At 57.3% G+C, this 24,432-nt stretch carries 18 protein-coding genes; 7 read left to right on the forward strand and 11 right to left on the reverse strand.

The annotated features are described in order from the left end of the window. Positions 1–9: 9 nt before the first annotated feature. The 4 genes from CKALI_RS04245 to CKALI_RS04260 all read right to left on the reverse strand — a co-directional run bounded on the left by CKALI_RS04245 (position 10) and on the right by CKALI_RS04260 (position 3,681). Positions 10–963 carry a hypothetical protein gene (locus CKALI_RS04245; protein WP_156192117.1) on the reverse strand — a complete coding sequence of 318 codons (954 nt, stop codon included), beginning with the start codon at positions 961–963 and terminating at the stop codon, positions 10–12. Positions 964–1,020: 57 nt separating this feature from the next. Next, a complete protein-coding gene (locus tag CKALI_RS04250) occupies positions 1,021–1,959 on the reverse strand; it encodes a hypothetical protein (protein ID WP_156192118.1) in 939 nt (312 codons plus the stop codon). An 81-nt stretch (positions 1,960–2,040) separates the two neighbouring features. Continuing rightward, on the reverse strand, positions 2,041–2,859 hold the full coding sequence (locus tag CKALI_RS04255) for a hypothetical protein (protein WP_156192119.1): 819 nt from the start codon (positions 2,857–2,859) through the stop codon (positions 2,041–2,043). Positions 2,860–2,919: 60 nt separating this feature from the next. Next, positions 2,920–3,681, reverse strand: coding sequence for a hypothetical protein (locus CKALI_RS04260; protein ID WP_156192120.1), 762 nt, complete (start codon positions 3,679–3,681; stop codon positions 2,920–2,922). A gap of 299 nt (positions 3,682–3,980) precedes the next feature. Here CKALI_RS04260 and CKALI_RS04265 point away from each other — a divergent pair, with 299 nt between their 5' ends. Then, on the forward strand, positions 3,981–5,318 hold the full coding sequence (locus CKALI_RS04265) for an MFS transporter (protein ID WP_156192121.1): 1,338 nt from the start codon (positions 3,981–3,983) through the stop codon (positions 5,316–5,318). 74 nt (positions 5,319–5,392) lie between these two features. Here CKALI_RS04265 and CKALI_RS04270 read toward each other — a convergent pair whose 3' ends face one another. Both CKALI_RS04270 and CKALI_RS04275 read right to left on the reverse strand, forming a co-directional pair. Then, positions 5,393–8,296: a DEAD/DEAH box helicase gene (locus CKALI_RS04270; RefSeq protein ID WP_231580529.1), complete on the reverse strand. Its 2,904-nt coding sequence runs from the start codon at positions 8,294–8,296 to the stop codon at positions 5,393–5,395. A gap of 3 nt (positions 8,297–8,299) precedes the next feature. Further along, positions 8,300–8,692 (reverse strand): (deoxy)nucleoside triphosphate pyrophosphohydrolase, encoded by a 393-nt coding sequence (locus CKALI_RS04275; RefSeq protein WP_156192122.1) that lies wholly within the window; start codon positions 8,690–8,692, stop codon positions 8,300–8,302. Between the two features lie 66 nt (positions 8,693–8,758). Here CKALI_RS04275 and CKALI_RS04280 point away from each other — a divergent pair, with 66 nt between their 5' ends. After that, positions 8,759–9,010 carry a hypothetical protein gene (locus CKALI_RS04280; RefSeq protein WP_156192123.1) on the forward strand — a complete coding sequence of 84 codons (252 nt, stop codon included), beginning with the start codon at positions 8,759–8,761 and terminating at the stop codon, positions 9,008–9,010. 77 nt (positions 9,011–9,087) lie between these two features. On the opposite strand, the gene CKALI_RS04285 is transcribed toward CKALI_RS04280, so the two are convergent. Both CKALI_RS04285 and CKALI_RS04290 read right to left on the reverse strand, forming a co-directional pair. Further along, on the reverse strand, positions 9,088–10,440 hold the full coding sequence (locus tag CKALI_RS04285) for an amino acid permease (RefSeq protein WP_156192124.1): 1,353 nt from the start codon (positions 10,438–10,440) through the stop codon (positions 9,088–9,090). A 106-nt stretch (positions 10,441–10,546) separates the two neighbouring features. Next, positions 10,547–11,377, reverse strand: a complete 831-nt coding sequence (locus CKALI_RS04290) for a hypothetical protein (RefSeq protein WP_156192125.1) — start codon at positions 11,375–11,377, stop codon at positions 10,547–10,549. Positions 11,378–11,497: 120 nt separating this feature from the next. On the opposite strand from CKALI_RS04290, the gene CKALI_RS04295 reads away from it, so the two are divergent. Then, the gene (locus CKALI_RS04295; protein WP_156192126.1) at positions 11,498–13,540 is read left to right on the forward strand and encodes a DEAD/DEAH box helicase; all 2,043 of its coding nucleotides are present in this window, start codon (positions 11,498–11,500) and stop codon (positions 13,538–13,540) included. A gap of 272 nt (positions 13,541–13,812) precedes the next feature. Here CKALI_RS04295 and CKALI_RS04300 read toward each other — a convergent pair whose 3' ends face one another. Genes CKALI_RS04300 through putP form a run of 3 tightly spaced genes read right to left on the reverse strand, consistent with a single transcriptional unit; the run spans position 13,813 to position 16,484 of the window. Next, on the reverse strand, positions 13,813–14,256 hold the full coding sequence (locus CKALI_RS04300; protein ID WP_197079763.1) for a DUF2269 domain-containing protein: 444 nt from the start codon (positions 14,254–14,256) through the stop codon (positions 13,813–13,815). Further along, on the reverse strand, positions 14,257–14,895 hold the full coding sequence (locus CKALI_RS04305; RefSeq protein ID WP_197079764.1) for an HNH endonuclease family protein: 639 nt from the start codon (positions 14,893–14,895) through the stop codon (positions 14,257–14,259). A gap of 44 nt (positions 14,896–14,939) precedes the next feature. Continuing rightward, complete coding sequence (gene putP / locus CKALI_RS04310) at positions 14,940–16,484, reverse strand: sodium/proline symporter PutP (protein WP_156192127.1); 1,545 nt, start codon at positions 16,482–16,484, stop codon at positions 14,940–14,942. Positions 16,485–16,634: 150 nt separating this feature from the next. On the opposite strand from putP, the gene CKALI_RS04315 reads away from it, so the two are divergent. The 4 genes from CKALI_RS04315 to CKALI_RS04330 are packed head-to-tail and all read left to right on the forward strand — an operon-like array spanning position 16,635 to position 24,374. Beyond that, positions 16,635–19,721, forward strand: coding sequence for a DEAD/DEAH box helicase (locus CKALI_RS04315; RefSeq protein ID WP_156192128.1), 3,087 nt, complete (start codon positions 16,635–16,637; stop codon positions 19,719–19,721). Then, positions 19,722–20,537 (forward strand): SWIM zinc finger family protein, encoded by an 816-nt coding sequence (locus tag CKALI_RS04320; protein ID WP_156192129.1) that lies wholly within the window; start codon positions 19,722–19,724, stop codon positions 20,535–20,537. A gap of 49 nt (positions 20,538–20,586) precedes the next feature. Continuing rightward, a complete protein-coding gene (locus CKALI_RS04325; RefSeq protein ID WP_156192130.1) occupies positions 20,587–21,735 on the forward strand; it encodes a metallophosphoesterase family protein in 1,149 nt (382 codons plus the stop codon). Positions 21,736–21,737: 2 nt separating this feature from the next. Continuing rightward, positions 21,738–24,374, forward strand: a complete 2,637-nt coding sequence (locus CKALI_RS04330) for an AAA family ATPase (protein WP_156192131.1) — start codon at positions 21,738–21,740, stop codon at positions 24,372–24,374. The last annotated feature ends 58 nt before the right edge of the window (positions 24,375–24,432 follow it).

The raw sequence follows: 24,432 nt of genomic DNA on the forward strand, positions 1-24,432 counted from the left end.
GCAGGCTAACTACATGTTGGAGACGATGACCTCTCCCTGGTGCCATTCCTTGTCCAGCTTTTCCTTCAGGCCTGGGTCGAGGGCTCCTGGGGTAACTACTTCGAGGTCAGCGTTGTACTGGACGCGCACCTTGGAGCCTTCTGGCACGAGGTTTGGCACGGCAAGGAGGTTGGCCAAATTCTCGATCTTGTCTTGCATGACGCCTGGGTCGCCGTGGATAACGACGAACTTGCCGCCACATCCTTCTTGCTTGAGCAGCAGCTCGCGGTCCCCAAGCTTGAGCTTTTCGTCTTCAAATGCGCCGTGGAGGTAGCGCAGGTTGTCTACGCAAGTTTCGTTGGTGTGCTCGGTGAAGTCGGCCGCGATCAGCCACAAGGCGGTTAGGCGGGAGTACTCGTACTTGCCTTCCATGATTGGAACGGTGCCCATGACCATGTCCCATTCCTTCTTCAGATCCAGCAGCTGACTCTCGTAGGAGACGGCTTCGGCGGTGGCAAGCACTGGCCCAACTTGGTCACCCACGTGTGTAGTAATGCCGTGGGTTTGCTGGGCATCAGCGGCTAGGGGTTGGACGGCGTCGAGAATGCGCTTGATTTCGTCGTCTGGCAGGGTATGCGGGATTTTGACGGCGACGAGCTTGTCCATTCCCTTAGGGTCGGCGTTGACCCGCACCTCTGGGGTGACTACGCCGCGGAGTTGAGCGACGTACTCTTCGACGAAGCGGAAGTCGTCAGGGCCGGTGGCGAGTGCTCCGCCGGATCCGCCGAGTGCCTTCTCGAGGTCGGCAGCGCTGCCCTTGGATTCAGCCTTGGTAGTGGGCGTCGCGGACTCGGTTGCAGCCTCGGTTGCAGGCTGGGTGGCAGTTTCGGTGTCGGAACCGGCAGGTGAAGTTCCGGACAGTGGGTTATCGCAGCCAACGAGCAAGGCTGCGGCGACGATCAGGGCTGGGATGTGGAGTTTCATTGGAGATCCTTGTGTGTTGAGGGCGCACAGGGGCGCAATGAGGTGGGGAAATGGCGGCTATTTGGCTTGCTGGACGATGACAGCTCCAAGATCCCAGATCTTGCCGAGCTCGCCTTCGAGACTTGGATTTGGAGGGCCTGCGGTTTCGACGACCAGAGTGCCGTCATTTTCAACCACCACGACAGAGTCCACTGGGACGAGGTCTGGGGTTTGTACGACATTGGCGATGGTGTCCAGCTTCAGTTCGAACTTGCCTGGCTTGCCATAGATCACGACGTGTCGGTTGTCGCAGCCGGGAAAGCGCATAACCATGCCGAGGTCATTCACGCCCAGCTCATCTTCCTGGAAAGAGGAGTTGATCTTGCGGATCTTTTCGCCGCAGGTGTTCCTGTCATAGTTTTCAAAGGCTTGGAGAGCCGTGCCTTCAGGGCTGACAATGCCGAACTCAAAGTAGTCCTTCATTTTCGGGGCAGCGGCGTTAATGAGGTCCCACTGTTCGGTTAGCTTCATCACCGGCAGGAAAGGTGCGGTGGGCTGCGCAGCGATGGCGATATTGCCTTCAGTGCGTCGGCCTACTTCGGTGATGATGCCCTTGTTTTGGTAGGTCTGTTCCGCGATGGGCTGGATTTTCTCCAGGGATGCCTTCACGTCCTCGTCCGGGATAGACGTGGGAAAGTTGATCGTGACGGCCTTGCGCTCGCCCTTCGGGTCAACGTTGACGGTGGCGCCGTGGGGGACAAGTGGGATGAGGTCGCCGGCAAGGCGCTCAGCGAAGACGAACTTAATATCGTCTTTCGGTGGTGGGGCAATGGTGGTGCCGAATGTCAGGGTGGATGGTGGCGCCACGGTGGTGTTGGCTGCAGCTGACGGGTCCGCGTTGGTGGTTGTGGATTCTTTGTCCTTGCCTTGATACAGGACGAAGGCAAGTGTGCCCGCGATGATTACCGCGACGGCGATGATTGCGGTGGTCACAATCATGCGACTCGAGTTATTCATTAGTCCTCGCAATGGGTTTGATTTTGCTAATTAAGCTACCAACACCGAGGAAGTTTGGCGCGCGGAATCTGGGAATTGTTTCTATTTACCCTGAATCCTCACTGCGCCGAATTCCCAGTTTTGGAAGGCATTCCGTTCAACGACGGGGTCGGTAGATGAATTGGTGATGGTCAAATCACCGCTTTCATCCACTGTGATGCTCGTATCGGGGTGGAATGTTCCCGCGTCCTCTAGCGCAGCCTCTATTCGGGTGAGGCTTTCCGTCATAGGTCCGTCATGATCGTCAAAAGTGACCCGTGCGCGGTTGCAGTTGTAGAAATCAACATCATCGACCAGTGGTTGCTTGTCCTCGGGAAGGGCGCTCAATGTGGTGCGCAGCTCGCGCAAGAGGCTGGCGCAGGACTGGGCGTCGGGAAGCTCCTGGTCGTAGGTGACCGAGGTGCCGGAGTATCCGAGAGCTACCCGCGAGAAGCCTTCGGGCAGGTTCTGGGTGGCAAATCTGGTTTTCTCGTAGCGCTTTTGCAAGCCGGGGTGATCGGGGCTCACGACGAGGGTGAAGTATCCCCAGTTTGTATATCGAGTGAGATCAGCATTGCCATCATGTTGGGTGATGAGATCGTTGGTGATGGAGTCGAGGTCGGTGATCACTTCGGTAACGGCTTCGTCACTGGTGGTAGCAGGCACACTGATGTAGGCCCAGATGTCCCCGCCTTTGGGGGATTGACTCACCCTGACGTGTGCGCCATCCGGTAGGGCCTGCTCGTACCTTGCCTGGAAGCTCTGAGCCAATTCGGATTCTTCGAAAGACTTGCGGGCGACCTTGGCGTTGAAGAGCACAAGGCCGGCAATTAGCAGAACTATGAGACCGAGCGGAACGAGCCAGGAGGGTGGCTTTTTCATGAGACCCCATCGATGTCAGGAGTAGGCATAATTCCATAGTCGCACCTAATTGCGCATTTCTCAGTGCTTTGAAGGCAGGGTCACCCACACGTTGCCGTGTGGCCAACGCTCGCGGAGAGGCTCTGGGCTTATCGACGCCCCCGTCTCATCAATACGAATAGTGCCGTCTTCCATGTGGAGAGTTGCCTTGTAACCCGCGCCGAGTTCCGGGGAGCTGTCGATGAAGGCGGCAAGGTCGCCCAGTATGCCGGGACGGTCGGCGAAGACGATGGTCCAAGAATCGCTCACGAAAGTGGTGCGCAGGGGCGAGGAGAAGTTCTCCAATTCCGAGTTCAACGCTCTGACATCGTCCGAAGTGTCCAGGTTTGGGTGGGTGAGGATGGCGGAGCGGGACCTGGTGTGGAGGCTGATGTGGGTGATGTTCAGGGCGAAATAGGGGCCGGTGTCCGACCATGCGGAGGCTTTGGTGTCATTGATCGTCACCGTTTTGTAGTCGACGGTGGTGTTTAGGCGGAATTGGATTCCCCAGAAGCCATCTGGCTGTAGGTTGTCGGCCCAATCGAGTACCTGGCTGACCTGCTCAAACGTCATGGATTCTGCGGAGGCGGTAACTTCCAGTATCGGCTGCACGCCACAGCCGGGGTTGAAGTCTTCGAGTTCGATATGGACGCTGTCTGGGGCGGAGTTCAGGACCGCAGCTTTAAGCGGAGGGAGTTTATCGGTCTGGTAGGGGCGGCAGGGATCGGCGATTTCCCAGATGGGCGGGAGGAGCGCGAGCAGGAGGACTGCTGCCAGGATGGCGAGCAAAATACGACGTTGCATTGTTCTCCCGCTTAAGAGTTATGGACTACCAGCAGTGGTGTGATGCGGCGGTAGTCAAAATTGTTTCCGGGGGTGCTTGTGAATACACCTCTTAGCAACATTTTCAAAGGCCGTGACTGTGGGGCATTTTCGTCATATACCCCCAGCATGGGGAGTGTTTAACTTGATTAATGGCCGTTAACTGAAATTTCATTCACGCTTTCCCGTCGCCTGGCCCCGTGCTACAACCAGTGCATGTGATTCACATCACCCACATGGGGGTCACGTATCACGAATTGATCCTTTGAGAAGGGAAGAGCATGACCGTTACCACCACCGCACCTTCACGTGCACACGAGACAACTTCTGATTGGCGTTCGCCCAAGCACCGGCTTTCGGTTTACGGTGTTGTCGCCATTATGTTCACTGCCATGATCTTCGACGGTTATGACATCGTCGTTTATGGCGCTATCCTTCCGACGCTGCTTTCCGAGCCACACCACATTGGCCAGCTCAGCGCCGCCGTGGCCGGCAGTCTCGGTTCGTACACCATGATCGGCATCATGTTCGGTGCGCTGGGAGCAGGTGCGATTGGTGACCGCATTGGCCGCCGACGCATGATGCTGGTTGCTTTCGTGTGGTTCTCAGTGGGCATGGCTGCGGGCGCCTTTTCGACGTCCATTGCTATGTTCGGCGCTACGCGCTTCTTCACTGGCCTTGCCCTGGGTGTTATTACTGCCGGTGGTGGTGCCGTTATCGCGGAATTTGCTCCCGCTTCCCGCAAGAACATGTTCAATGCGATCGGCTACGCAGGTATTCCGGTAGGCGGCGTCGTCGCCTCGATGTTCGCGATCTGGTTCGAGGACATGATCGGCTGGCGCGGGCTCTTCTTGATCGGTGCCTCCCCAATTCTGTTCCTGTTCCCGATGGCACTGTTCATGCTTCCCGAGTCCCCGAAGTGGCTGACCGCCATGGGCCGTGGTGACCGCGCCCGCGCGATCTGTGAGAAGTTCGATTTCCCAGAGTCTCAGTTCACCTCAGAAAAAGTCGTGGTCACCGAGAGTGGTGAAAAGGAAAAGATTGGATTCGGCGCCATCTTCTCCCGCCAGTACGTGGTGTCCACGCTGCTGATTGGCGTCATGAGCTTCATGGCCATCATGGCCGTGTACGGCCTGAACACCTGGCTGCCACAGATCATGAAGGAAGCAGGCGTTTCCGCCACCTCCGGCCTCTACACCCTGGTCGCCCTGAACTTCGGCGCGGCTGCTGGCGCGTTGGCTGCCTCCAAGGTTGCTGACGTGATCGGACCGAAGCCCGTCATCATCTTCACCTTCTCCGCCGCCGCGATCTGCATGTTCGCCATGCCATACCTGGCCTCACCGTGGCTCATGTTCCCAGCCATCGCCATTACGGGCATGGGTGTGACCGGCACCCAGATCCTGATCTACGGCATGACGTCCCACCACTACCCAACGAGGGCCCGCCAGGCAGGCATGTCCTGGTCCTCCGGCTTCGGCCGACTCGGCGGCATCGTTGGACCGATGCTCGGCGGTATCCTGATCACCATGGGCCTCGGAGCTGCCGACGCCTTCATGTTCTTCGCCATCGCCACCGTCATCGGTGCTATCTGTACCGTATTGGTGCCGGTTCGGAAGTAGTTTCTGAAGCTCCAAAGCCCCTAGCCGTGCGCTGGGGGCTTTTGCCTGCTTATCGACGCGCCGGAGTCAGGAATTCACTTGCCCGTTAGGTTGGATGACGTCTCAAAATAGTTGAAAAGATCGGGCTCGACCTCGTGCTCCAGAATGAGATCCATATTGACGACGTTGAGCATTTCCCCTTTATTTCCCGGCATCGTGGTCTGCGCAGCATTCGTGGAAACTGCCTGGCCCAGGTAAAAGAAGTCAGTTCCTTCGGCGTCGTCTTTTTTAACGAAGACATGTATTTCGACTGAATTGGTAACTATGTCTACGACTTCGTCTGAAGAAAGCGTGCGACGACTTCTAGTGAACCAATGAAGGGTGCGCGGGTCCTTAAACTTATCCCCGTAGCTGACGCTCGCATCGACATTTTCGTCTTTATGGTAGGTAACGAAAATCGGACAGGAGGCGGTGGCCCGATCTCGTTTGTATCCGTAAATGGTGCTTTCGTTGTTACCTTGCCAATTAAGGAGACGGCACACATCTTTTCGAGAGTATCGCTCGCCCACGACCAGGCTTCCATTCCATGAATAACGGTGTCTGGCGAGGAACAAACCTGTTTCTATGATGTCGTCTACATGGGTGCGGAATTCCGAGGAGTTTGCGTAATCTTCTGCAAATTCCTTGTTGAGAGGGTTATTTTCTCCCTCAGAAATGACAATCGGGTTTTCCCCAAACCGTTTCCTTTGGGCTCCTGTGATGAATTTGTAGCTAAGTACCCTCAAAGCAGATTCGACCACGGATTCATCGTCGCTTGTATCAAAATCAGACAAGGTATTACGCAAATCGCTTCTGCTTGAATCGTTTTCTACAAGTAGTCGCTTTAACACCAGCAACTCATGCGGTCTTTTGCCGTTGAGTAGTTCAGAGGATAGGAAATCCAAGAAATGCTTTTGACGAGGTGATGGCGTAGATTCAACAAACTTCAATGAGGAGAGCAGCGACCAGTAGTTGTGATAGCTACTTCCGATGAGAACTGGATCTACTAAATCAAATCGTGCGAAGTCGATAAGTCTCGGTAACGTGCCATGCCTGTGCAGGTATGTAAGGATGTCAGTTTTGAATTGAAACTTCCCATTCAAGGTAGCCTTCGCTAGTGACATCAAAATTCGTGATTCGGCAATTTCATCGAAATTGACACTGGATACGCCGGAAATCGCTTTCCGGTCCCTGCCATCCGTGCCGATAATCTTCTTCCGAATGTTGTCTTTATTGCGTGAATTATCCCCAAATAAAGCGATCGGAATGAGGAAGTTATTTGAGTAATTTCCGATGAAATCGATTACGCGAAGATGATCTTTTCCTTCAAACTTTCTCAAGCCTCTGCCGAGCTGTTGGGTGAAAATAATGCTGGATTGAGTAGCGCGCAGCATGACGATCTGGTTCAAGCAGGGAATATCGATCCCCTCGTTGAAAATGTCAACAGTAATGATGTAGTCAAGCTCGCCATTCTCTAACAGAGCCACAGCCCGTTCTCGATCTTCGCGTGAATCGTCGCCAGTTAGGGCTAGCGTACGTAGCGGTTTTCCAAATACATTGGATTGATTGAACAATCGGGAGAGCTCGTGAGCTTCTTCCTTTCGGCTACAGAACATAAGTCCTCGGACATCTTGCGGGAGTCCATACATTTCGAGCTTTTCAATCACGAATCGCACTCGTTCATCGCAGACGAGGAATGCGAGATTCGAGGTTTCGGTAATTGTGGTTGAGTTATTTACGGTGTAATCCGCGACTCCAAAGTAATGGAATGGCACCAGCATCTTTTCTTCAAGTGCACGTTGCAGTCTGATTTCGTAGGCAACGTTATAGTCGTACAACTCAAAGATATTGAACTTGTCTGTGCGCTCGGGAGTGGCAGTCAAACCGAGCAAGAACTCGGGATCAAAATGATCGATGATTTTTCGAAAGGATTCTGCGGCGGAGTGGTGAGATTCGTCGATAATGATGTAGTCGAAATAATCTCGAGGTAGGGATTCAAGGACTGCTGGCTGTGTGAGCGTTTGAATAGTTGCGAAAACAAATCGTCTGTCGATTTCTCGTCGAGCCCCACTAAAGCGGCCAAACTCACTGTCCGGAAGCTGAAAGACCTTTTGGAATTCCTCCAACGCCTTAGAAGCAATTTGTTCTCGGTGAACTACGAAGAGCAGTTTCTTCGGATTCGCTTCTTTGGCGGCCAGGGCTGCGAGAATAGTTTTTCCTGTGCCAGTTGCGGACACGATGATTGCTTTTCGAGCACCCAGTTCACACAGTTCTGCTAGGGAATTCAATGCCTCCTTTTGCATGCTATTAGGCGTGATCGTGTCTTCAAGCGGCAGCACTTCGCCTGCGAAACTTGCCACAGATGGGCGTACTTGAGGTCGACGCGTGGCCTCGTACTGCCGAATCCATGATTCAGTGAGCGGAACAGAAAAATCGAGCTGACGAGCAATCGCCGATTCGAGTTGAATTGCGATGTTTCCTGATGTCTGTGTGGAGAACCGGAGATTCCATTCCTGGTTTGAAACCAAAGCTTGGTCAGTGAGATTTGAACTGCCCACTATCGCGGTGAGCATTGGGGACTTCTCAAAAACGTAACCCTTGGCATGGAAACCAACGTTCGGGTGTTGGTAAATATGCACGTCGATGTTCTTGAAGTTCAAAAGCTCACGAAACATTGACGGTTCATTGAAGTCCAAATATCGGGAAGTAATGATGGTTCCCCGGCCCTTGAACTTCAAAAATTCGTTTTTCAATAACGCAAGGCCACTAGGGGTGATGAAGGCTATCGAAAACTGGAAAGAATTGCAGGTCCGCAGTTCGTTGGTAATTGCGGCCAGCATCGTCCGTTCATCTTCAAAATTCGCAATCAAACGCGGATCATGAATCTCAAGTGCAGGATGTGCGTTGTTAATGAATCCGAACTCAAGATCTGCACGGAAGCTCGTCGGCGAGCTGCTCAATTCTTAATACTCCTTGGCGATGAGCTCTACGGCTGGAACATCTGCCGGAGCCCACTCTAATTCGAGCATTTCAGTGCCGGTCAGCCAACGGATTTCCGCGTGCTCGGTAAGAACAGGCTCGCCCTTCACAAGCGTGCAGTAATAGGTGGAAAGCACGATGATCGCGAAATCGTATTCGTGTTCGGTAGTTGTGATGTGGCTGCCCACTTCTGCATCACACAGCAGTTCTTCCTTAAGCTCGCGCGCCAGAGATTCTTCTGGAGTTTCACCTGGCTCGATCTTGCCTCCTGGAAACTCCCAGTAGCCAGCGAGAGACTTGCCCTCGCCACGGCGTGCGCACAAAACTTTGCCGTCACGAACGATGACAGCGCCAGTAACTTCGATTCGCTTTTTCATGTGCGCATCTCCTCCGCTCGATTGCTAACTCCAACGACTTTAACACCGCCGGCTATGCTGCGTGCCGTGACTGTATTCGAATGCAATTTCACGGTGCCGACTCAAGAAGACCTGGCCAATGGGTATTTCTTGGCGGACCATTTAGAGATGCTCAGCCTTGAGGAGCTTTCCTTCTTCCTAGAGTCAGTGGTTGGGGATCGAGCAGGCATTGTACGCAAATGGGCTGAGCTGGATGAGGAAGTGGTAGTCGTTGAGGACGAGTCAGGCATTGAAGTCCGAACCCCGCTTGGCCAATGGTTGCGGGTGCCGTGCAAGTAACGGACAGTAACTAAAAGCACCCGTGGAAATTACGTATCCACGGGTGCTGAGGGGCTAGGAGCGTCGAAAAGCCTTGATTAAGCCTCGGTGCGGGAGCGACGCACAAAGTACAGCCCCGTCATCACCACGGTGAACACAATGCCGGCGATCAGTGCCATGTGGAAGTCTGGCTGCCATACCATGATGCCGAAGGTGAAGATGATGAACGCGATGGCGAAGTACTGTCCATAAGGCCAGAACGGTACTGGGAACTTCAGCTCGGCCGCCTGGGTGGCGGTCATGTGGCGTCGGGAAGCTACCTGCGCGAGGAGGATCATCAGCCAGACGAAGATCGTGGCAAAGGTGGCGAGCTCTGCGATCGTGGCAAAGATTGAATCCGGCATCAAGTAGTTCGCAACAACGCCAACAATGAGGACGACCAGCAAACAGATGGTGGTCATGACTGGAACGCCGCGCTTAGTCACCCCCATGAACGCAGGGGCCTGGCCGGAGCGCGCCATGCCGGTGATAACGCGGCCAGCGCCGAACAAGTCAGAGTTGATAGCGGACAGCGCAGCAGAGATAACCACGACGTTGAGCAGGGCAGCGGCCCAGTTCACGCCGAGGGTGCTGAAGATCTGGACGAATGGCGACTGCTCGCCGGTGATTGTGCGCCATGGGTTGATGGAGACAATGAAGAAGATCGCCAAGACGTAGAACAGCAGGATACGAACCGGGACGGTGTTGACGGCCTTTGGGATGGTCTTTTCTGGATCTTCCGCTTCGGACGCGGTCACGCCGATAATTTCCGTGCCACCGAAGGCGAACAGGACCAGGATGAAGGCGGAAATCATTCCGGTTGGGCCATTAGGCATGAAGCCACCGTCGTTCCACAGGTTGTCGATGCCCACGTGCTGGTTGCCGTCGCCCAGGTTGAAGATCAGGATGGCGGCGCCACCGAGGATCATGGCAATAACGGCGGAGACCTTGATGATGGTCATGCCGAACTCAAGCTCGCCGAACCAGCGCGCAGACGCCAGGTTTGCCGCGCCGACGATCAGCAGCGTGATGGCCACCCACACCCACTGCGGCGTGTCCGGGAACCAAAATTTCATGTAAATGGCGATGGCGGTGAGGTCCGCGAGGCAGACGATGATCATCTCGAAGGCGTACATCCAGCCAGTGATGTAACCCGACCAGCCACCGAGGTGCTCGCGCACGTATTCGGCGAACGAGCCGGCGACAGGCATTTGAACTGCCATTTCACCCAGCGCGCGGAGCATGAAGTACACCACGGCGCCGCCGAGCAGGTAGACCAACAGCACGGATGGGCCGGCTGCTTGGATGGCGCCGGCCGAGCCGTAGAACAGGCCCGTGCCGATGGCCGAGCCCAACGCGATGAAGTGGATGTGGCGAGCTTTTAGCCCGGCACCCTTGGCAATAGTGGACATGGGGTTGCCTTGTCTCTGTCGGAAGTTTAAGTGTCAGACTAACTGTACATTTCTTCCGACCCTGCGCATAATATGCAACTAGGAACGGGCGTCGAGAAGCGTGCTGTTATTGCGCCAGCTCAGGGTACTTGTCCATAACCTCGCGGAACTTAGAGTCATCGTCGCTTTGTCCCTCGAACGCGGTCACGCTCAGCTCGCCGGTCGCGCCGTCGAAGTAGACCTCCTCAAACGTCTCAGGACCGTTGGTCTCGCCGTACACCGCAGCCAAATCCTTTGCGAGCTCAGCCTGTGGGCGGGAGATGTCAAAGATGACGTGCGCTTCCTTCTCTCCGCAAGACTTCGCTCCGATGTTGGCCGAGTACTCCTTATCTAGGGCGGGATCCAGCTTGCCGATGGTCGCTGCCATGTCCTGAATGTTCTTCACACATTGATCCACTGGTACCTGCGCTGAAAGAGAAGAGATGTCATTTTCGATGGAAGAATCCTGACCCTTGAAGTGGTGCACGGTCTCCGGAAGATCCTTTAACTTCACGCTTTCCTTCGCAAACTTCTCCCACGGCCCGGCCAAATCGATTGCCGGATCGGTGAACAGAAACTCGGTGGAGGTGCCGTCGATGGTCACGTGGATTGCGGTCGGAGTGCTCGGATTCGCGCGGTATTCCTCCTGGTACTTCTTGACCAGCTCGACAGACTCCGCGGCGGTCATTTCGACGCTCCAATCGTCCGGGTTCGCCCCGCCGATCAGTCGTACCAGCTGGCCGTCGAGGTACATTTCAGAATCCTCAACCTTCGGCCCCTTGCCATCGCTTTTCGACGCCCTTGAATCCTTCATGTCAGATGTTTGAGGGGCGTTGCCTGATTCATTTGTGCCGGTACAGCCGGTCAGAAGCGTGGCGGCCACAACGGACGCAGCAAAGAAAGAAGTACTTTTTTTCATAGTGTTTACTATAAATTTCCTTAATGAATCCAGCTATGAAAGTGCATGAATCGTTATCTTCCGAGACCAAAAAGTGGCGCGCTTCGCATTATTGGGGAAAGTGGCGTACGGTTGGGTGCGATGAGTAACACCGATAACGTTGCCAGCGGCGTAGAAGAGCTGGAAAATGTCACAACGTCGGAAACTCAGGATACTTCGCAGGACGTCAATAATGACGTCAGGGATGCGAACACTTCTGAGGACGACACCACGCAAGGTTTCGAAAACTTGGGGCTGCCTGCAGAAGTGCTGAAGGCCATCGCCAAGGTTGGCTATGAGACCCCATCCCCAATTCAGTCCGAGACTATCCCAGTCTTAATGGAAGGCCGCGACGTCGTCGGCCTCGCGCAGACCGGTACCGGTAAGACTGCAGCTTTCGCGCTGCCAGTGCTTTCCCGCATCGACAAGTCCGTGCGCGCACCACAAGCCCTCGTGCTTGCCCCAACCCGCGAGCTCGCGCTCCAGGTAGCAGACGCATTCCAAGAATTCGCCGATCACCTCGGTGGCATCAATGTGCTGCCGATCTACGGTGGCCAGGCCTACGGCATTCAGCTGTCCGGTCTGCGCCGTGGCGCTCAGATCGTCGTGGGTACCCCAGGTCGCGTCATCGACCACCTGAAGAAGGGCACCCTGGACATCTCCGGTCTGCGCTTCCTCGTCCTCGACGAAGCCGACGAGATGCTCAACATGGGCTTCCAAGAAGACGTCGAAAGAATTCTGGAAGACACCCCTGAGGACAAGCAGGTTGCTCTGTTCTCCGCAACCATGCCAAACGGCATCCGCCGCCTGTCCAAGCAGTACCTGAACAACCCAGCCGAGATCACGGTCAAGTCCGAGACTCGCACCAACACCAACATCACGCAGCGATTCCTCAACGTCTCGCACCGCAACAAGCTCGACGCGCTGACCCGCATCCTCGAGGTCACCGAGTTCGAAGCAATGATCCTGTTCGTGCGCACCAAGCACGAGACCGAAGAAGTTGCAGAAAAGCTCCGCGCTCGCGGTTTCTCCGCAGCAGCCATCAACGGCGACATCGCCCAGGCTCAGCGTGAGCGCACCGTGGACCAGCTCAAGGATGGCCGCCTGGACATCCTCGTAGCTACCGACGTCGCAGCTCGTGGCCTCGACGTGGAACGTATTACCCACGTCTTCAACTACGACATTCCTCATGACACCGAGTCCTACGTGCACCGCATCGGCCGTACCGGCCGTGCAGGCCGCTCCGGCGAGGCAATCCTGTTCGTGACCCCTCGCGAGCGTCGCATGCTGCGCTCCATCGAGCGCGCCACCAACGCGACCCTCGTAGAGATGGAACTGCCGACTGTCGACGAGGTCAACGAGTCCCGCAAGTCCAAGTTCGCTGACTCCATTACCTCTTCTTTGGAAGATTCCCAGATCGCGCTGTTCCGCAGCCTGGTCAAGGAATACTCCGAGGAGCACGACGTGCCTCTCGAAGACATTGCTGCAGCCCTGGCTACCCAGGCGCAGGCTGGCAACGACTTCCTGCTCAAGGAGCTCCCACCAGAGCGTCGTGAGCGTCGCGAGCGCTTTGATCGTGATGACCGTGGCGGCGACCGCTTCGAGCGTCGTGACCGTTTCGATCGTGGTGACCGTGGAGATCGCGGCGATCGCGGTGCTCGCTTTGAGCGCAACGACGACATGGATGTCTACCGCCTTGCAGTGGGCAAGCGCCAGCACGTGCGCCCAGGTGCCATCGTGGGCGCTCTCGCCAACGAAGGTGGCCTGTCCTCCAAGGACTTCGGACGCATCACCATCTCTGTCGATCACACCCTGGTCGAGCTGCCAAAGAACATGCCAGCCTCCGTCCTGGAGCGTCTCGCAGACACCCGCATCTCTGGCCAGCTGATTCACATCGAAGCAGCCCCAGGCGCTGACATGGGTCCACGTGGCGGTTTCCGCGAGCGTGACTCCGATGGTCGACGCAGCCGTGATGATCGACGCGGATACCGTGGCGATCGCGACGACCGCGGTGGCGACCGTGGCGGCCGTGGTGGAGATCGCGGTGGCGACCGTGGTGGCCGTGGCGGCTACCGTGGTGGACGCGATCGTGATGACCGTGGTGGAGAACGTGGCGGTTTCCGCGGTGGATTCCGCGACCGCTAGTACCTAGCACTGCTAAAGCCCGTCAAGAGTTGATTCTCTTGGCGGGCTTTGTTGTTTGTGGGAGCCTCGTGCTTTGGTGAAACCAGCTACGTAAAACCAGCTATTGGGAGTAGGACAACTGCTATTTGGCAATATTTCCCTAGAAAGCAGACTCCATACTCCCAATAGCCGGTTTCACAAAGCTGGAATTGCGCCCAGATGGAATTGCAGATAGCTGGAATTGCGCTAAGCGAGAGGGAGAGCCCCAGGGAAGGGCCCTCAAATCTTGGCTACTAGATGAACATCAGGCCTGCGGTGACGAGCCACAGCAGGTTGAAGATGCCGGCGAACATAGAGAGCTGGCCCTTGGCCTTCTTCCAGTCGGCGATTTCGGTGGCTCCGGCTTCAGCATCCAGGCCGAGAGCAGCGATCATCTTGCGCTGGCGAGGCAGGATCAGGAAGAAGAGCACCGCCCAGGCTACGACGGACAAGCCGATGGCAGCGTGGAACTGGCCCTCGGAGAACAGGCCCTCTGCGATGAACTCGGCAATGCCCAGCAGCGGAACCAGCAGGGACAGCATGCCGTAGGTAGAGCTGATCTTATGTAGCAGTGCAGCGGCGCCACGGGCATCGGTGTCCCTATTGTGGGCGGCGAGTGCCTTGACGTGGAAAGTCGAGGTCGCCACGGTTACGGGGCCGAGGAAAAGGATGGCGGTCAGGATGTGCAGAATAAGCATTTATCGCTCCAAAGTTAGCGGTCGAAACAAGTGTTCACCATAGCAGGCCAGGCGCATGGCAGCGATGTCATCCCGGGGGAGTGGCAACCCATATATTGCAGCCACATGCGCCAAACGACGCGCGTACCAACATCTGGTGCGCAATGCAGGCTGCCACTGACTAGGTAGCGCATCGGATTTTTCCTGATTAGCGGCAGCTGAGACGGCCACCAGGTTGAGGGGATCGTTGGCAAAGCGATGACGTTGTTCAGCACTCCAGGAGTGCGCCCCCAAATCCCAGGCAGCGCGAAGCGGGAAAATGTGGTCGATCTGCACCTCCTCGGTTAAAGGAGAGCCTGTGTAGGGGTCGGTTACCGGGGTCGGGGATACCTCACACGAGCGATCGACTGGGGTTTGATACGTGTGGGAAAGGATGAGGTCCCGGGTGGTGCAAGAATGGCCGTCGATAAGCGTGGGGGCCCAATCACCGAAGGCGGCGCGGTCGTAGCCGTGGACCGATTGGCGCTGGGGGACGGCGGGGATCAAATGGAGCGTGTTGTTGAGCGAAGCGGCGGGCGTGGGGAAGACGGGGCGATCGAGGAAGAGGAGAAAAGCCGTGGTCAGGGTCAGGAGAAGCAAGAAAAAGCGGGTAGCAGTCACACTTAGTTAGACTGGCTACCCGCTCCAAAAGGTTCCCTTGAAGTCTATGCGAGCATCTCCGGGGTGAGCATGCCCTTCTCGCGGGAGAGCCTAGAAGCCTTGTCGAACTGCTCGGTGATGTGAGGCGCAGGAGCCTTGGTCATCAGCGAGACGGCAACCATGAACACGACGTTGGCGAGGAAGCCCGGCACAATTTCGTACATAGTGCTCGACAGCGCGCTCTGGCCCCAGGCGAAGGACACCACGGCGCCGGCGATCATGCCCGCGATCGCGCCCGGGGTGTTTAGACGCTTCCAGAACAGCGCCGCGATCACGATCGGGCCAAAGGCGGAACCGAAGCCTGCCCAGGCGAAACCAACCAGGCCCAGGATCGAATCCGAAGGATTCACAGCAAGCACGCCCGCCACCACAGCGACCAGCAAGACCGAAAGGCGAGACAGCCACATCAGGTTCTTCTGGCGTGGCTGGCGCTTGACGGTGATCATGTAGAGATCCTCGATGAGGGCGGAGGAGGTCACCAGCAGCTGGGAAGAGATGGTGGACATGATGGCCGCGAGCACTGCGGTCAGTACCAGGCCGGCGATGAGTGGGTGGAAGAGGATCCGGCCCATGTCCAGGAATACGGTCTCATACGCCTTGGTGTCGGTGACGTCGATGTTGGGATTCTGGGCAAAGAACACGGTGCCGATCATCGCGGTGAACAGGGCGCCGACAATGCACAGGAGCATCCAGAAGATGCCGATGCGACGGCCCGCGACAGCATCGGCAGGCTTACGCATGGCCATAAAACGCACGATGATGTGGGGCTGACCAAAGTAGCCGAGGCCCCAGGCCATGTTGCCGATGATCGCGGCGATGGACACACCAGAAATCATGTTGAAGTAATTCGGGTTGCCTTCGCCACCGGTGTACGGGCCGTAGTCATTCGTCGTCTGCCAGCCGAAAATATCCATCGGGTTGTCCAGGGCGATCACCGCCATGACGGGCACGATGATGAGCGAGGCGAACATGATCAGGCCCTGCACGGCGTCGGTGTAGGACACCGCGAGGAAGCCGCCGACGAAGGTGTACGCCACGGTGATGGCAGCCACGATCAGCATTCCCGTCAGGTAGTCCCCGCCGAATGTCGATTCAAAGTACTTGCCACCAGAGACCATGCCGGAGGAGACGTAGAAGGTGAAGAACACCAGGATGACCACTGCGGACGTGATGCGCAGGACGTGGGAGGTATCGTGCAGGCGGTTTTCGATGAAGCTAGGAACAGTGATCGAGTTCCGCGCCACCTCCGTATAGGAACGCAGGCGCGGCGCAATCCACTTCCAGTTAGCCCAGCAGCCAATGAGCAGGCCGATCGCGATCCACAGCTCTGAGAAACCAGCCACGAACAGCGCGCCCGGCAGACCCATCAGCAGCCAACCGGACATGTCCGACGCGCCCGCCGAGAGAGCAGCAACCACCGGGCCGAGGCCACGGCCGCCGAGCATGTACTCGTCGTACTTCTTGGTTTGTGTGTAGCTCCAATACCCAATGCCCAGCATCACGGCCATGTAGATCACGATCGCGATGATGAACCAGCTGTGTTCGCTCACTTAATGAGTTCCCCTCTAGATAACCGGGCGCCTGTGGCCCGCGCAACTTTTAATAATCGTATCGTGGTGCCAGGCTCCCGTGGCCCACTTGGTCCAGGTAGATGTGCCCTGGAATCCGATAATTGAAGCAGAGCTGGTACAAACTTAAGTATGCCTTCGTACCTGCTTCATGGATTCTGGACTAAATCGTCCGGGCTTCATCTATGGATTGAGCAGGTAGAAGGCCACCGCATCATGCTGCCGGAGAATCTTCCCGAGGATGCACTCCCGCCGCTGCTCCGCGGGCTTCTCGACGGCAAAAGCTTCCGGCACCTCCATCGAACAACGTTGCGCACCCCCAAGGGGAGGGAAGTCACCCTCGATATCCCCACCGCTGCCTACACCCCACAACAAGCAGTGCAGCTCTTGGCACAATTGGCGATCTTCGATCTAGAAACTCCAGCGACCCCAACCGCTGAGCGCGACTACCTGGCCCCGGATTTGTTGTGGCTCATTCACGCCTACCTTGGCCTCGATCGGTTCGTCCGGGCCGGACGCCTGGTGTTGCGCACCCGGTGGGAGGATTCGAAGTGGTGGCCGCAGTGGCAGCTGGTGACCGGGCTGGGGGAGCTCGGGTGGATCGCCGAGATGACGGCAGCCGCGCCGGGTGTGCTCATCGCCAATGGCGGTTCGGGCGTTATGGAAGACATGGCCGACGAGCTGCCACACTGGATCGCCAACGCCTACCTCAAGGCGCTCTACGAGCTGCCACGGCCGTACCCTTGGCATGACTTCACCGAGTCCCTGCTCAGCTCGACTCCAATCCGCCGTGGCGGCCCGCAACTGGTGACGCAGCTCAAGGCGTGGAAAGAGTCCCTCACCAGCTCGGATGTCTCGCTGGTGGTGATCGTCGAGGAGCCTGTCTCGGAAGAAACCCCTGCCGACGATCGCGGTTGGTTCGTCCGCCTCCAAGTACGCCTGGATGCCGATTCGCCGAGCCCGGTGCGCTTCACCCAGCTTGATGGTGCGACGAAGAAGCTGGTGGAGCGTGGGTATCAGCGGATCACAGACATCGCCCCCGTGCTTGCCGACGACGCCGGCCTTTCCCACGCCCGCGCCGCAGCATTCCACCAGCCAGGTGAGAACTCGGGCGACTTGGATGTTTCCCTGACCACTGACCAGATGGTGTCTTTCATTACCAAGGATGTTGCGCGCATTCGCGCCACGGGCTTTGTGGTGATGCTGCCCAAGGCCTGGTCGACCTATGAGCCAAAGATGCGCCTGGACCTGTCGGAACCCTGCGACCGCGCGATCGCCCCCACCAAGTCCACCATCGGCCTGGACCAGTTGGTGCAGTACGACTGGAAAATCAGCATCGGCGACGTCGAGCTCACCGACGCTGAAATGGCAGAGATCGTTTCAGCCAAGGCGGGCCTGATCAATCTGCGCGGCCGGTGGGTCATGGCTGACACCGATGCGCTGAACAAGATCGCTTCGTATGTGGAAGAGCTGTCCAAGAGCTCCCGCAAGAACGTGAAAAAGCGCATGGAAACGGCCATGATGGAGGCCCAACTCGCCCGCGCAAACAACGATCCTCGGGCCGATCAGCTGGAGGAGAAAGCCCAGGAACTACTAGAGCAGTTCAATAAGGGACTGGAAAACACCGCCCAAGTCACCCTTGCCCAGCTGCGCGAGCTCGCCCTGAAACTATCCGACGATTACCCCGTGGAATTCACCGGCACCGGCTGGCAGAATTCACTGCTAGGTGGCACCAACACCCCCGCCCCCGAGCGCCTCCCAGTTCCCGACACCGTGCGCGCTCACCTGCGCGAATACCAGCGACGCGGCGTGGATTGGCTGGCCTGGATGAGCGAAAACAACCTGGGCGCCGTGCTTGCCGACGACATGGGCCTCGGAAAAACCATCCAGCTCCTCACCCTGCTGGCCATTGAAAAAGAAAAGCACCCCGACCGCGGACCCACCCTTGTGGTGTGCCCGACATCCGTCGTCGGCAACTGGATCGCCGAAGCCACCAAATTCGTGCCGAGCCTGAAAACCATGACCCACCACGGCTCCGACCGCTACGCCGGCGAAGAATTCCTAGCGAAGGCCCGCGCGATGGACCTCGTGGTGACTAGTTATGGCGTGGTCACCCGCGACTTCAAACTCCTCGGAAAGCTCGAATGGGATCGCGTAGTACTAGATGAGGCGCAGGCGATTAAGAATTCGGGGACGAGGGCGTCGCAAAGCGTGCGGTCCCTGCCCTCCCGGCATCGCGTCGCACTCACCGGCACCCCGGTGGAGAATCGCTTGTCTGAGATGCGCTCTATCCTGGACTTTTGCAACCCGGGTGTGCTGGGTTCGGCATCCTTCTTCCGCAACCACTTTGCCAAAGCCATCGAACGTGAAAATGATGAAGCGATGACGCAGCGGCTGCGTGATCTTACTGCTCCTTTCATTTTGCGCAGGCTCAAGACCGACCCCGCCGTGATCGACGATCTGCCGGAAAAGAGCGAGGAGATTTTGACCGTCGACATGACGACGGAGCAGGCCGGGCTCTATACGGCGCTGGTGGAGGACATTCAGCAGAAGCTGGCGAGCGCGGAAGGGATGGCCAAGCGCGGGCTGGTGCTGTCCACCATCACCCGCATCAAACAGATCTGCAACCACCCCGCGCACTATTTGCAGGACGGCTCGCTGATCACCAGACGCGGCAAGCACCGTTCGGGCAAGGTCAAGGCCCTCATGGAGCTGGTGAAGACCTGCACCGAAAACGACGAGAAGATGCTCATCTTCACCCAATACAAAGCCTTCGGTGACCTGCTCGTGCCGTACCTCAGCGGGCGTCTCAGCCGCGACATTCCGTTCCTACACGGCGGGGTGAGCAAGACCGGTCGCGACAAAATGGTGGCCGAATTCCAATCCCCGGACGGCCCGCCCGCCATGGTGCTCTCGCTCAAAGCAGGCGGCACCGGGCTGAACCTCACCGCGGCAAACGTCGTGGTGCACATGGATCGCTGGTGGAACCCAGCCGTGGAAAACCAGGCCACCGACCGAGCATTCCGAATCGGGCAGCTTCGCGAAGTTCGGGTGTACAAAATGATTACCCGTGGCACCATGGAGGAATCGATCCAAGACATCCTCGACGGAAAAATGCACCTGGCCAGCGCCATCGTCGGGGAAGGTGAAGGTTGGATCACCGAGCTGTCGCCGGACGATCTGGCGCTGCTCATGAGCTACCGAGGCAGGGATACCTAAATGAACGTGCGCGCTAGAAAAGACAACGTCATCTACGCCAACTTCGGCAACACAACGCGCGTAGACACCCCGCCGCCTGCTCGGAAGCGTCGAGAGGTAGCCGAATCCCACCAGCAAGCCTTCATTCGCGACATCTTCCACGACGCCGCCGACGAAGGCCGCATCTCCCGTGGCAAGGCATACGCACGCAATGGCAACGTGGTCGCCTTCGACGTCCAGCGCGACCGCGTGATCGGAGCAGTCGCCGGATCGCAATTGGAACCGTTTCACGTTGAGGTGGTTTTCCCACATCGAGACAGCTCCGACATCGGCACTGTCACCTCGGCTTTGTTGGGCGCGCCGGGTCGCCTCGAAGGGGCGCGGCACGGGCGACTTACTCCGGACATGGTGACGACGTTGCTTGCCGACGCCCCTTCCGATGTACGCATGATGTGCGACTGCCCAGACCGGTCGCTGTGTTGCAAGCATGCAGTTGCGGTCCTGGACACGTTCGCGGACAAGGTCGCCGCGAACCCTGCTTTGCTCTTCGAGTTACGTGGACTGAATTTTGCGCAGCTGGAACAGTCCATGCAAGAAGAGGCTCGGACGAAATCCGAAGCCGCTGCTAGTCCTACTGCTACTGCAACAGCGTTTTGGGATGGCGGCTCGCTGCCTGCGTTGCCGAACCCTAAGATCGCGCCGGCCATTGACGATGCCGATGGCGATGCCCTGCACAAGGCGATGCGCACTGTGTCATACACTTCGGCCGATGAGCTGCGCGCTATCAGCGATTTGGAGGACTTGTATGACTTTCTCGTTCGACCGGAATGGAACTAGTGTTCGAATTTCGTTTGTCGTGTCCGCAGCGTCTGTTAAGAGTTGAGTCATGAAACAAATTAGCTTTCTTCATACCTCCGACTGGCAAATCGGAATGACCCGATGGTTCCTTTCTGCGGAAGCACAAGCGCGTTTCGACGCCGCCCGTTTAGCGGCGATCACACGATTAGGTGCCCTCGCAGTTGAGCACGATTGCGCATTTATAGTGGTCGCGGGCGATGTCTTCGAAACCAACTCCTTAAATAAGCAAACCACGGGCCGCGTGCGCGAGGCCTTAGCAGCGCTCCCCGTGCCGGTGTACCTATTGCCCGGCAACCACGACCCGCTGACACCAGACAGCATTTTCTTCAGCTCTGCCGTAGCGGACGGCGTGCACGTTATCGCAGATAGTAAGCCCATTGCGGTAGCTGATGGAGTGGAGCTGGTCGGGGCCCCGCTGACCTCGAAGCACACCGTTGACGATCCAGTCCGCTTGGCGTTAGAAACCCTCGAACCGGTAGCTCCAGGTACGATCCGCATCGCAGTAGGGCACGGTCAGGTGCAATCGCGTTCCTCCGAGCCTGCTGCCGATGCCATTGATCTAGAATTCGTTGAATCTTGCCTGGCTGACGGGGAGATTTCCTACCTTGCGCTTGGCGATACCCACTCCGCTGGACCTGTCGGCGCCAGTGGCAAAGTCTGGTTTTCTGGTGCGCCAGAAGTAACCGACTACCTGGAGCTCAGCACCGGTGGCGGTGAGAATAACTCTGGCCATGCGCTGGTGGTGCGCGTTTCCGACTCGCACGAGGTAGACGTCACCGAAGTGCAGGTTGGAACCTGGCGCTTCGAGGCGATCACTCGTGACATCAACTCTTGGGAGGATGCTCTTGCCTTCATCCGAGAGCTGGAAGCCTATGAGAATAAGTCCGAAGTAGCCATCAAGTATGCCCTGCGGGGCAGCATGGACTTAACGACCATGCGGTTCCTCGAAACCGAACTTGACCGGTTGGAGCCGATCTTCGCCGCTCTTTATGCGCGCGAACGACTCATGGACTTGCATTTGGATCCAGGGGAAGAGGATCTAGAGGCGATGAACGTGACTGGCTACCAGGCTGATGCGCTGACCGAATTGATAGCGAAGGCTCAGGCCGGCCCAGAGCAGCAAGCTGCGAGCGACGCGCTCCGACTCATGTTTCGGCTGAGTGGGGAAGGGAAGTAACCATGCAGATACACGAGCTTTCGTTCAGCAATGTTCGCGGTGTGACGAACTTTCACCTCGCTGACCTCCCAGAACGCGGCGTAGTAGTCATCTCCGGCGAGAACGAGGCCGGCAAGTCAACGATGATGGAAGCCCTGTGGACGGTGCTATTCCAGAAGTACTCCACTAACCACAAGGACGTCCGCGCGATGCAGCCTGCGGGCCGCGATGTCCCCATGCGTATCTGCCTGACTGCGACCGTTGGGCCAGTACGTTTCCGCTTGGTCAAGCAATACCTCAAATCGAAAAAGGCTGAGCTCACGGTCCTTGCACCTCACCGCGCTACCTACACCGGTGGCGATGCAGAGACACAATTGGACCGTATCCTTGGTGAACACCTCGACCGTGACCTACTGGAAACACTTTTCGTACGTCAGGGCAATGTCAACGCAGCCTTCGCAGCCGCGGGTATTCCATCGCTGGCTCATGCCTTGGATGGCTCCGATGCCAGTGACACACCGAAGGGCCCAGAGGATACGGGGCTTATCGACGCCGCAGCCAAGGAATACGACCGCTACTACACGCCTAGTGGCAAACCGAAGGGTGAACTGAAGCAAGCGCTGTCTACTTTTGATTCCTCTGAGACTGCCTTGGTGGCTGTTCAATCTAGGAAGTCCGAGCTCGAGACTGATGTCTTGGCCTTTTCTCGAGACGAAGCGCTTTTGAGCGAACACACCGCTAAGATTCCTGCGGCGCGGGTGGAGGTTGCCGATCGCAAGGCAGCGCTCGCAGCGGCAATCGAACTAGCAGCTAAGGTTTCTGCGGCGAAGAACGACCTTGAACACGCCCGAACTCTGGCTGTTGCTGCCGAGAAAGCACTCGAGCAACGCAATGAACAACGGTCGGCGGTGGCGAGTGCAAAGGCTCAACTTGCTGATCTCATCCAGTCCCGGGATCCACTAGCTGCGGAGGTGGAGGAGCACAAGGCTAGTTTGGCCAAGGCGAAGGAGCAGCTTGCCGATGCCGAAGAACGCGAGCGGTCCACTCGCGGTTTGCTCAACGATGCCCGCCGTGACATCGACATCCATCAACGGCACGCTCGCATTGTGGAGTTGCGAGAGCTGTTAGACAGCATCGAAGCTAAAGACAATGCCATTTCTGCATTGCGCCACGATCTTCCGGCGCGAGTCATCTCAGCTGCCACGGTCAAGCAAGCTGATGATTTGAGTTCCGCGGTCGCGGTGGCGCAGGCGAAGGTCGAAGCGCTCTCGGCGAAGTTGCGACTCAGCGCACCTGATTCGACTGCGGTCAAGATCAATGGCGAGACAGTTGCCGTAGGTACCGACGCTCAAGTGCGCGTCTTGCACAGCGCGACCACCATCGTCATCGGAGAAGTGACTGCCGAGTTTCTTCCGGACGGATCGAATGAAGAGGCCGTAGGCGAGCTGGAAGCTTGTCAATCCAAACTCACCCAGCTGCTTGGAGATTGGGAGGTACGTGAAGTTGAAGAACTCCGTCGCCTGTCCGCAGACCATGCCCGGCAGGAAGCGGAAATCGCCAAGCTAGAAACTGAACGGGCCGCCCTCGTGGGGAAGAAAGATCTTCGGGAGCTGCGTCGCGAGTTGGAAGACCTCGAGCGTGCGTTGGAAGGCTTAATTGTTCCGGAATCTGACGTGGCTCAGCTTCGTTCCCGAGAATCCGAGCTAAAAGAGGGGTTGTCTGCTCGGGAAGATTCGGTCCGCTCTTGCCGCGTCGAAGTCAAGTCGCTGGAAGCAGCCGACAAGCAGGTCGAACTTTCCATGGCGGACACCCGCATTGAAATCGCGACCACACAGTTAGCAAATCTAGAAACCGAGCTGACCAGAGGTGAAGAAGAAGCGTCGACAACTGAGCTCGAAGAAGACGTTTCGTCCCGGCGTGAGACCGTTCAGAAGTTGGAGAAGTCCACTACACAATTGCTCGAATCTGCTGCGGGAATCGATGTTGAAGAGGCTCGTGATCTGTTGGAAGGGGCCGAGAGCCTGCTTGAAGGTCTCAAGAAATCTGTTGCCGATACTGAGTTACGCATGGCAGAGCGAAAAGGAAACATCGGGCGGGCGGAAGGCGTGGCTGAAGAGCTCCTTCAAGCAGAAGCGCAACATGAAGCGGCGGAGCAGCAGCTTATTCGGGTGCAGCGCCGCGCAGACGCAGCTGCGCTGTTGCTGATCACCCTGCGACAACATCTCGATGCCGCCCGGCGACGCTACTCCGCACCCTTTGTCGCCAAACTCAGTGCGCTATCGCGGTCCCTGTTCGGCGCTGACCTTGACTTCATCCTCGATGACCAGCTGAGCATTTCCCAAAGGGTTATTGCAGACACCCCCATTGACCTCAAGGCTTTGTCTGGAGGAGCGCAAGAACAATTGGCTTTGCTGGCCCGCTGCGCCGTCGCGGAATTGGTCGATGAAGGCCATGGTGTGCCGCTGTTCATTGACGACGCTCTGGGCAACACTGACAAGCAACGCTTGGTGATGATGAACCGAGTGCTCACCAACCTTGGCAAGCAGCGCCAAGTGTTTGTGCTGACGTCCATGCCGGAGCGATTCGAACGCGTTGTAGGCAAAACGGCGTTGACGATGGATGAACTCAAGCGACTACGCGGGATCGATCCGGCAGACTAGTAGATTCTGTCAGCGCAAGTTGCAACGCAAAACCCGGTGTGGGAGACAGTACGAACTG

The organism is Corynebacterium kalinowskii (genome assembly GCF_009734385.1).
Classification (GTDB): Bacteria; Actinomycetota; Actinomycetes; order Mycobacteriales; family Mycobacteriaceae; genus Corynebacterium; species Corynebacterium kalinowskii.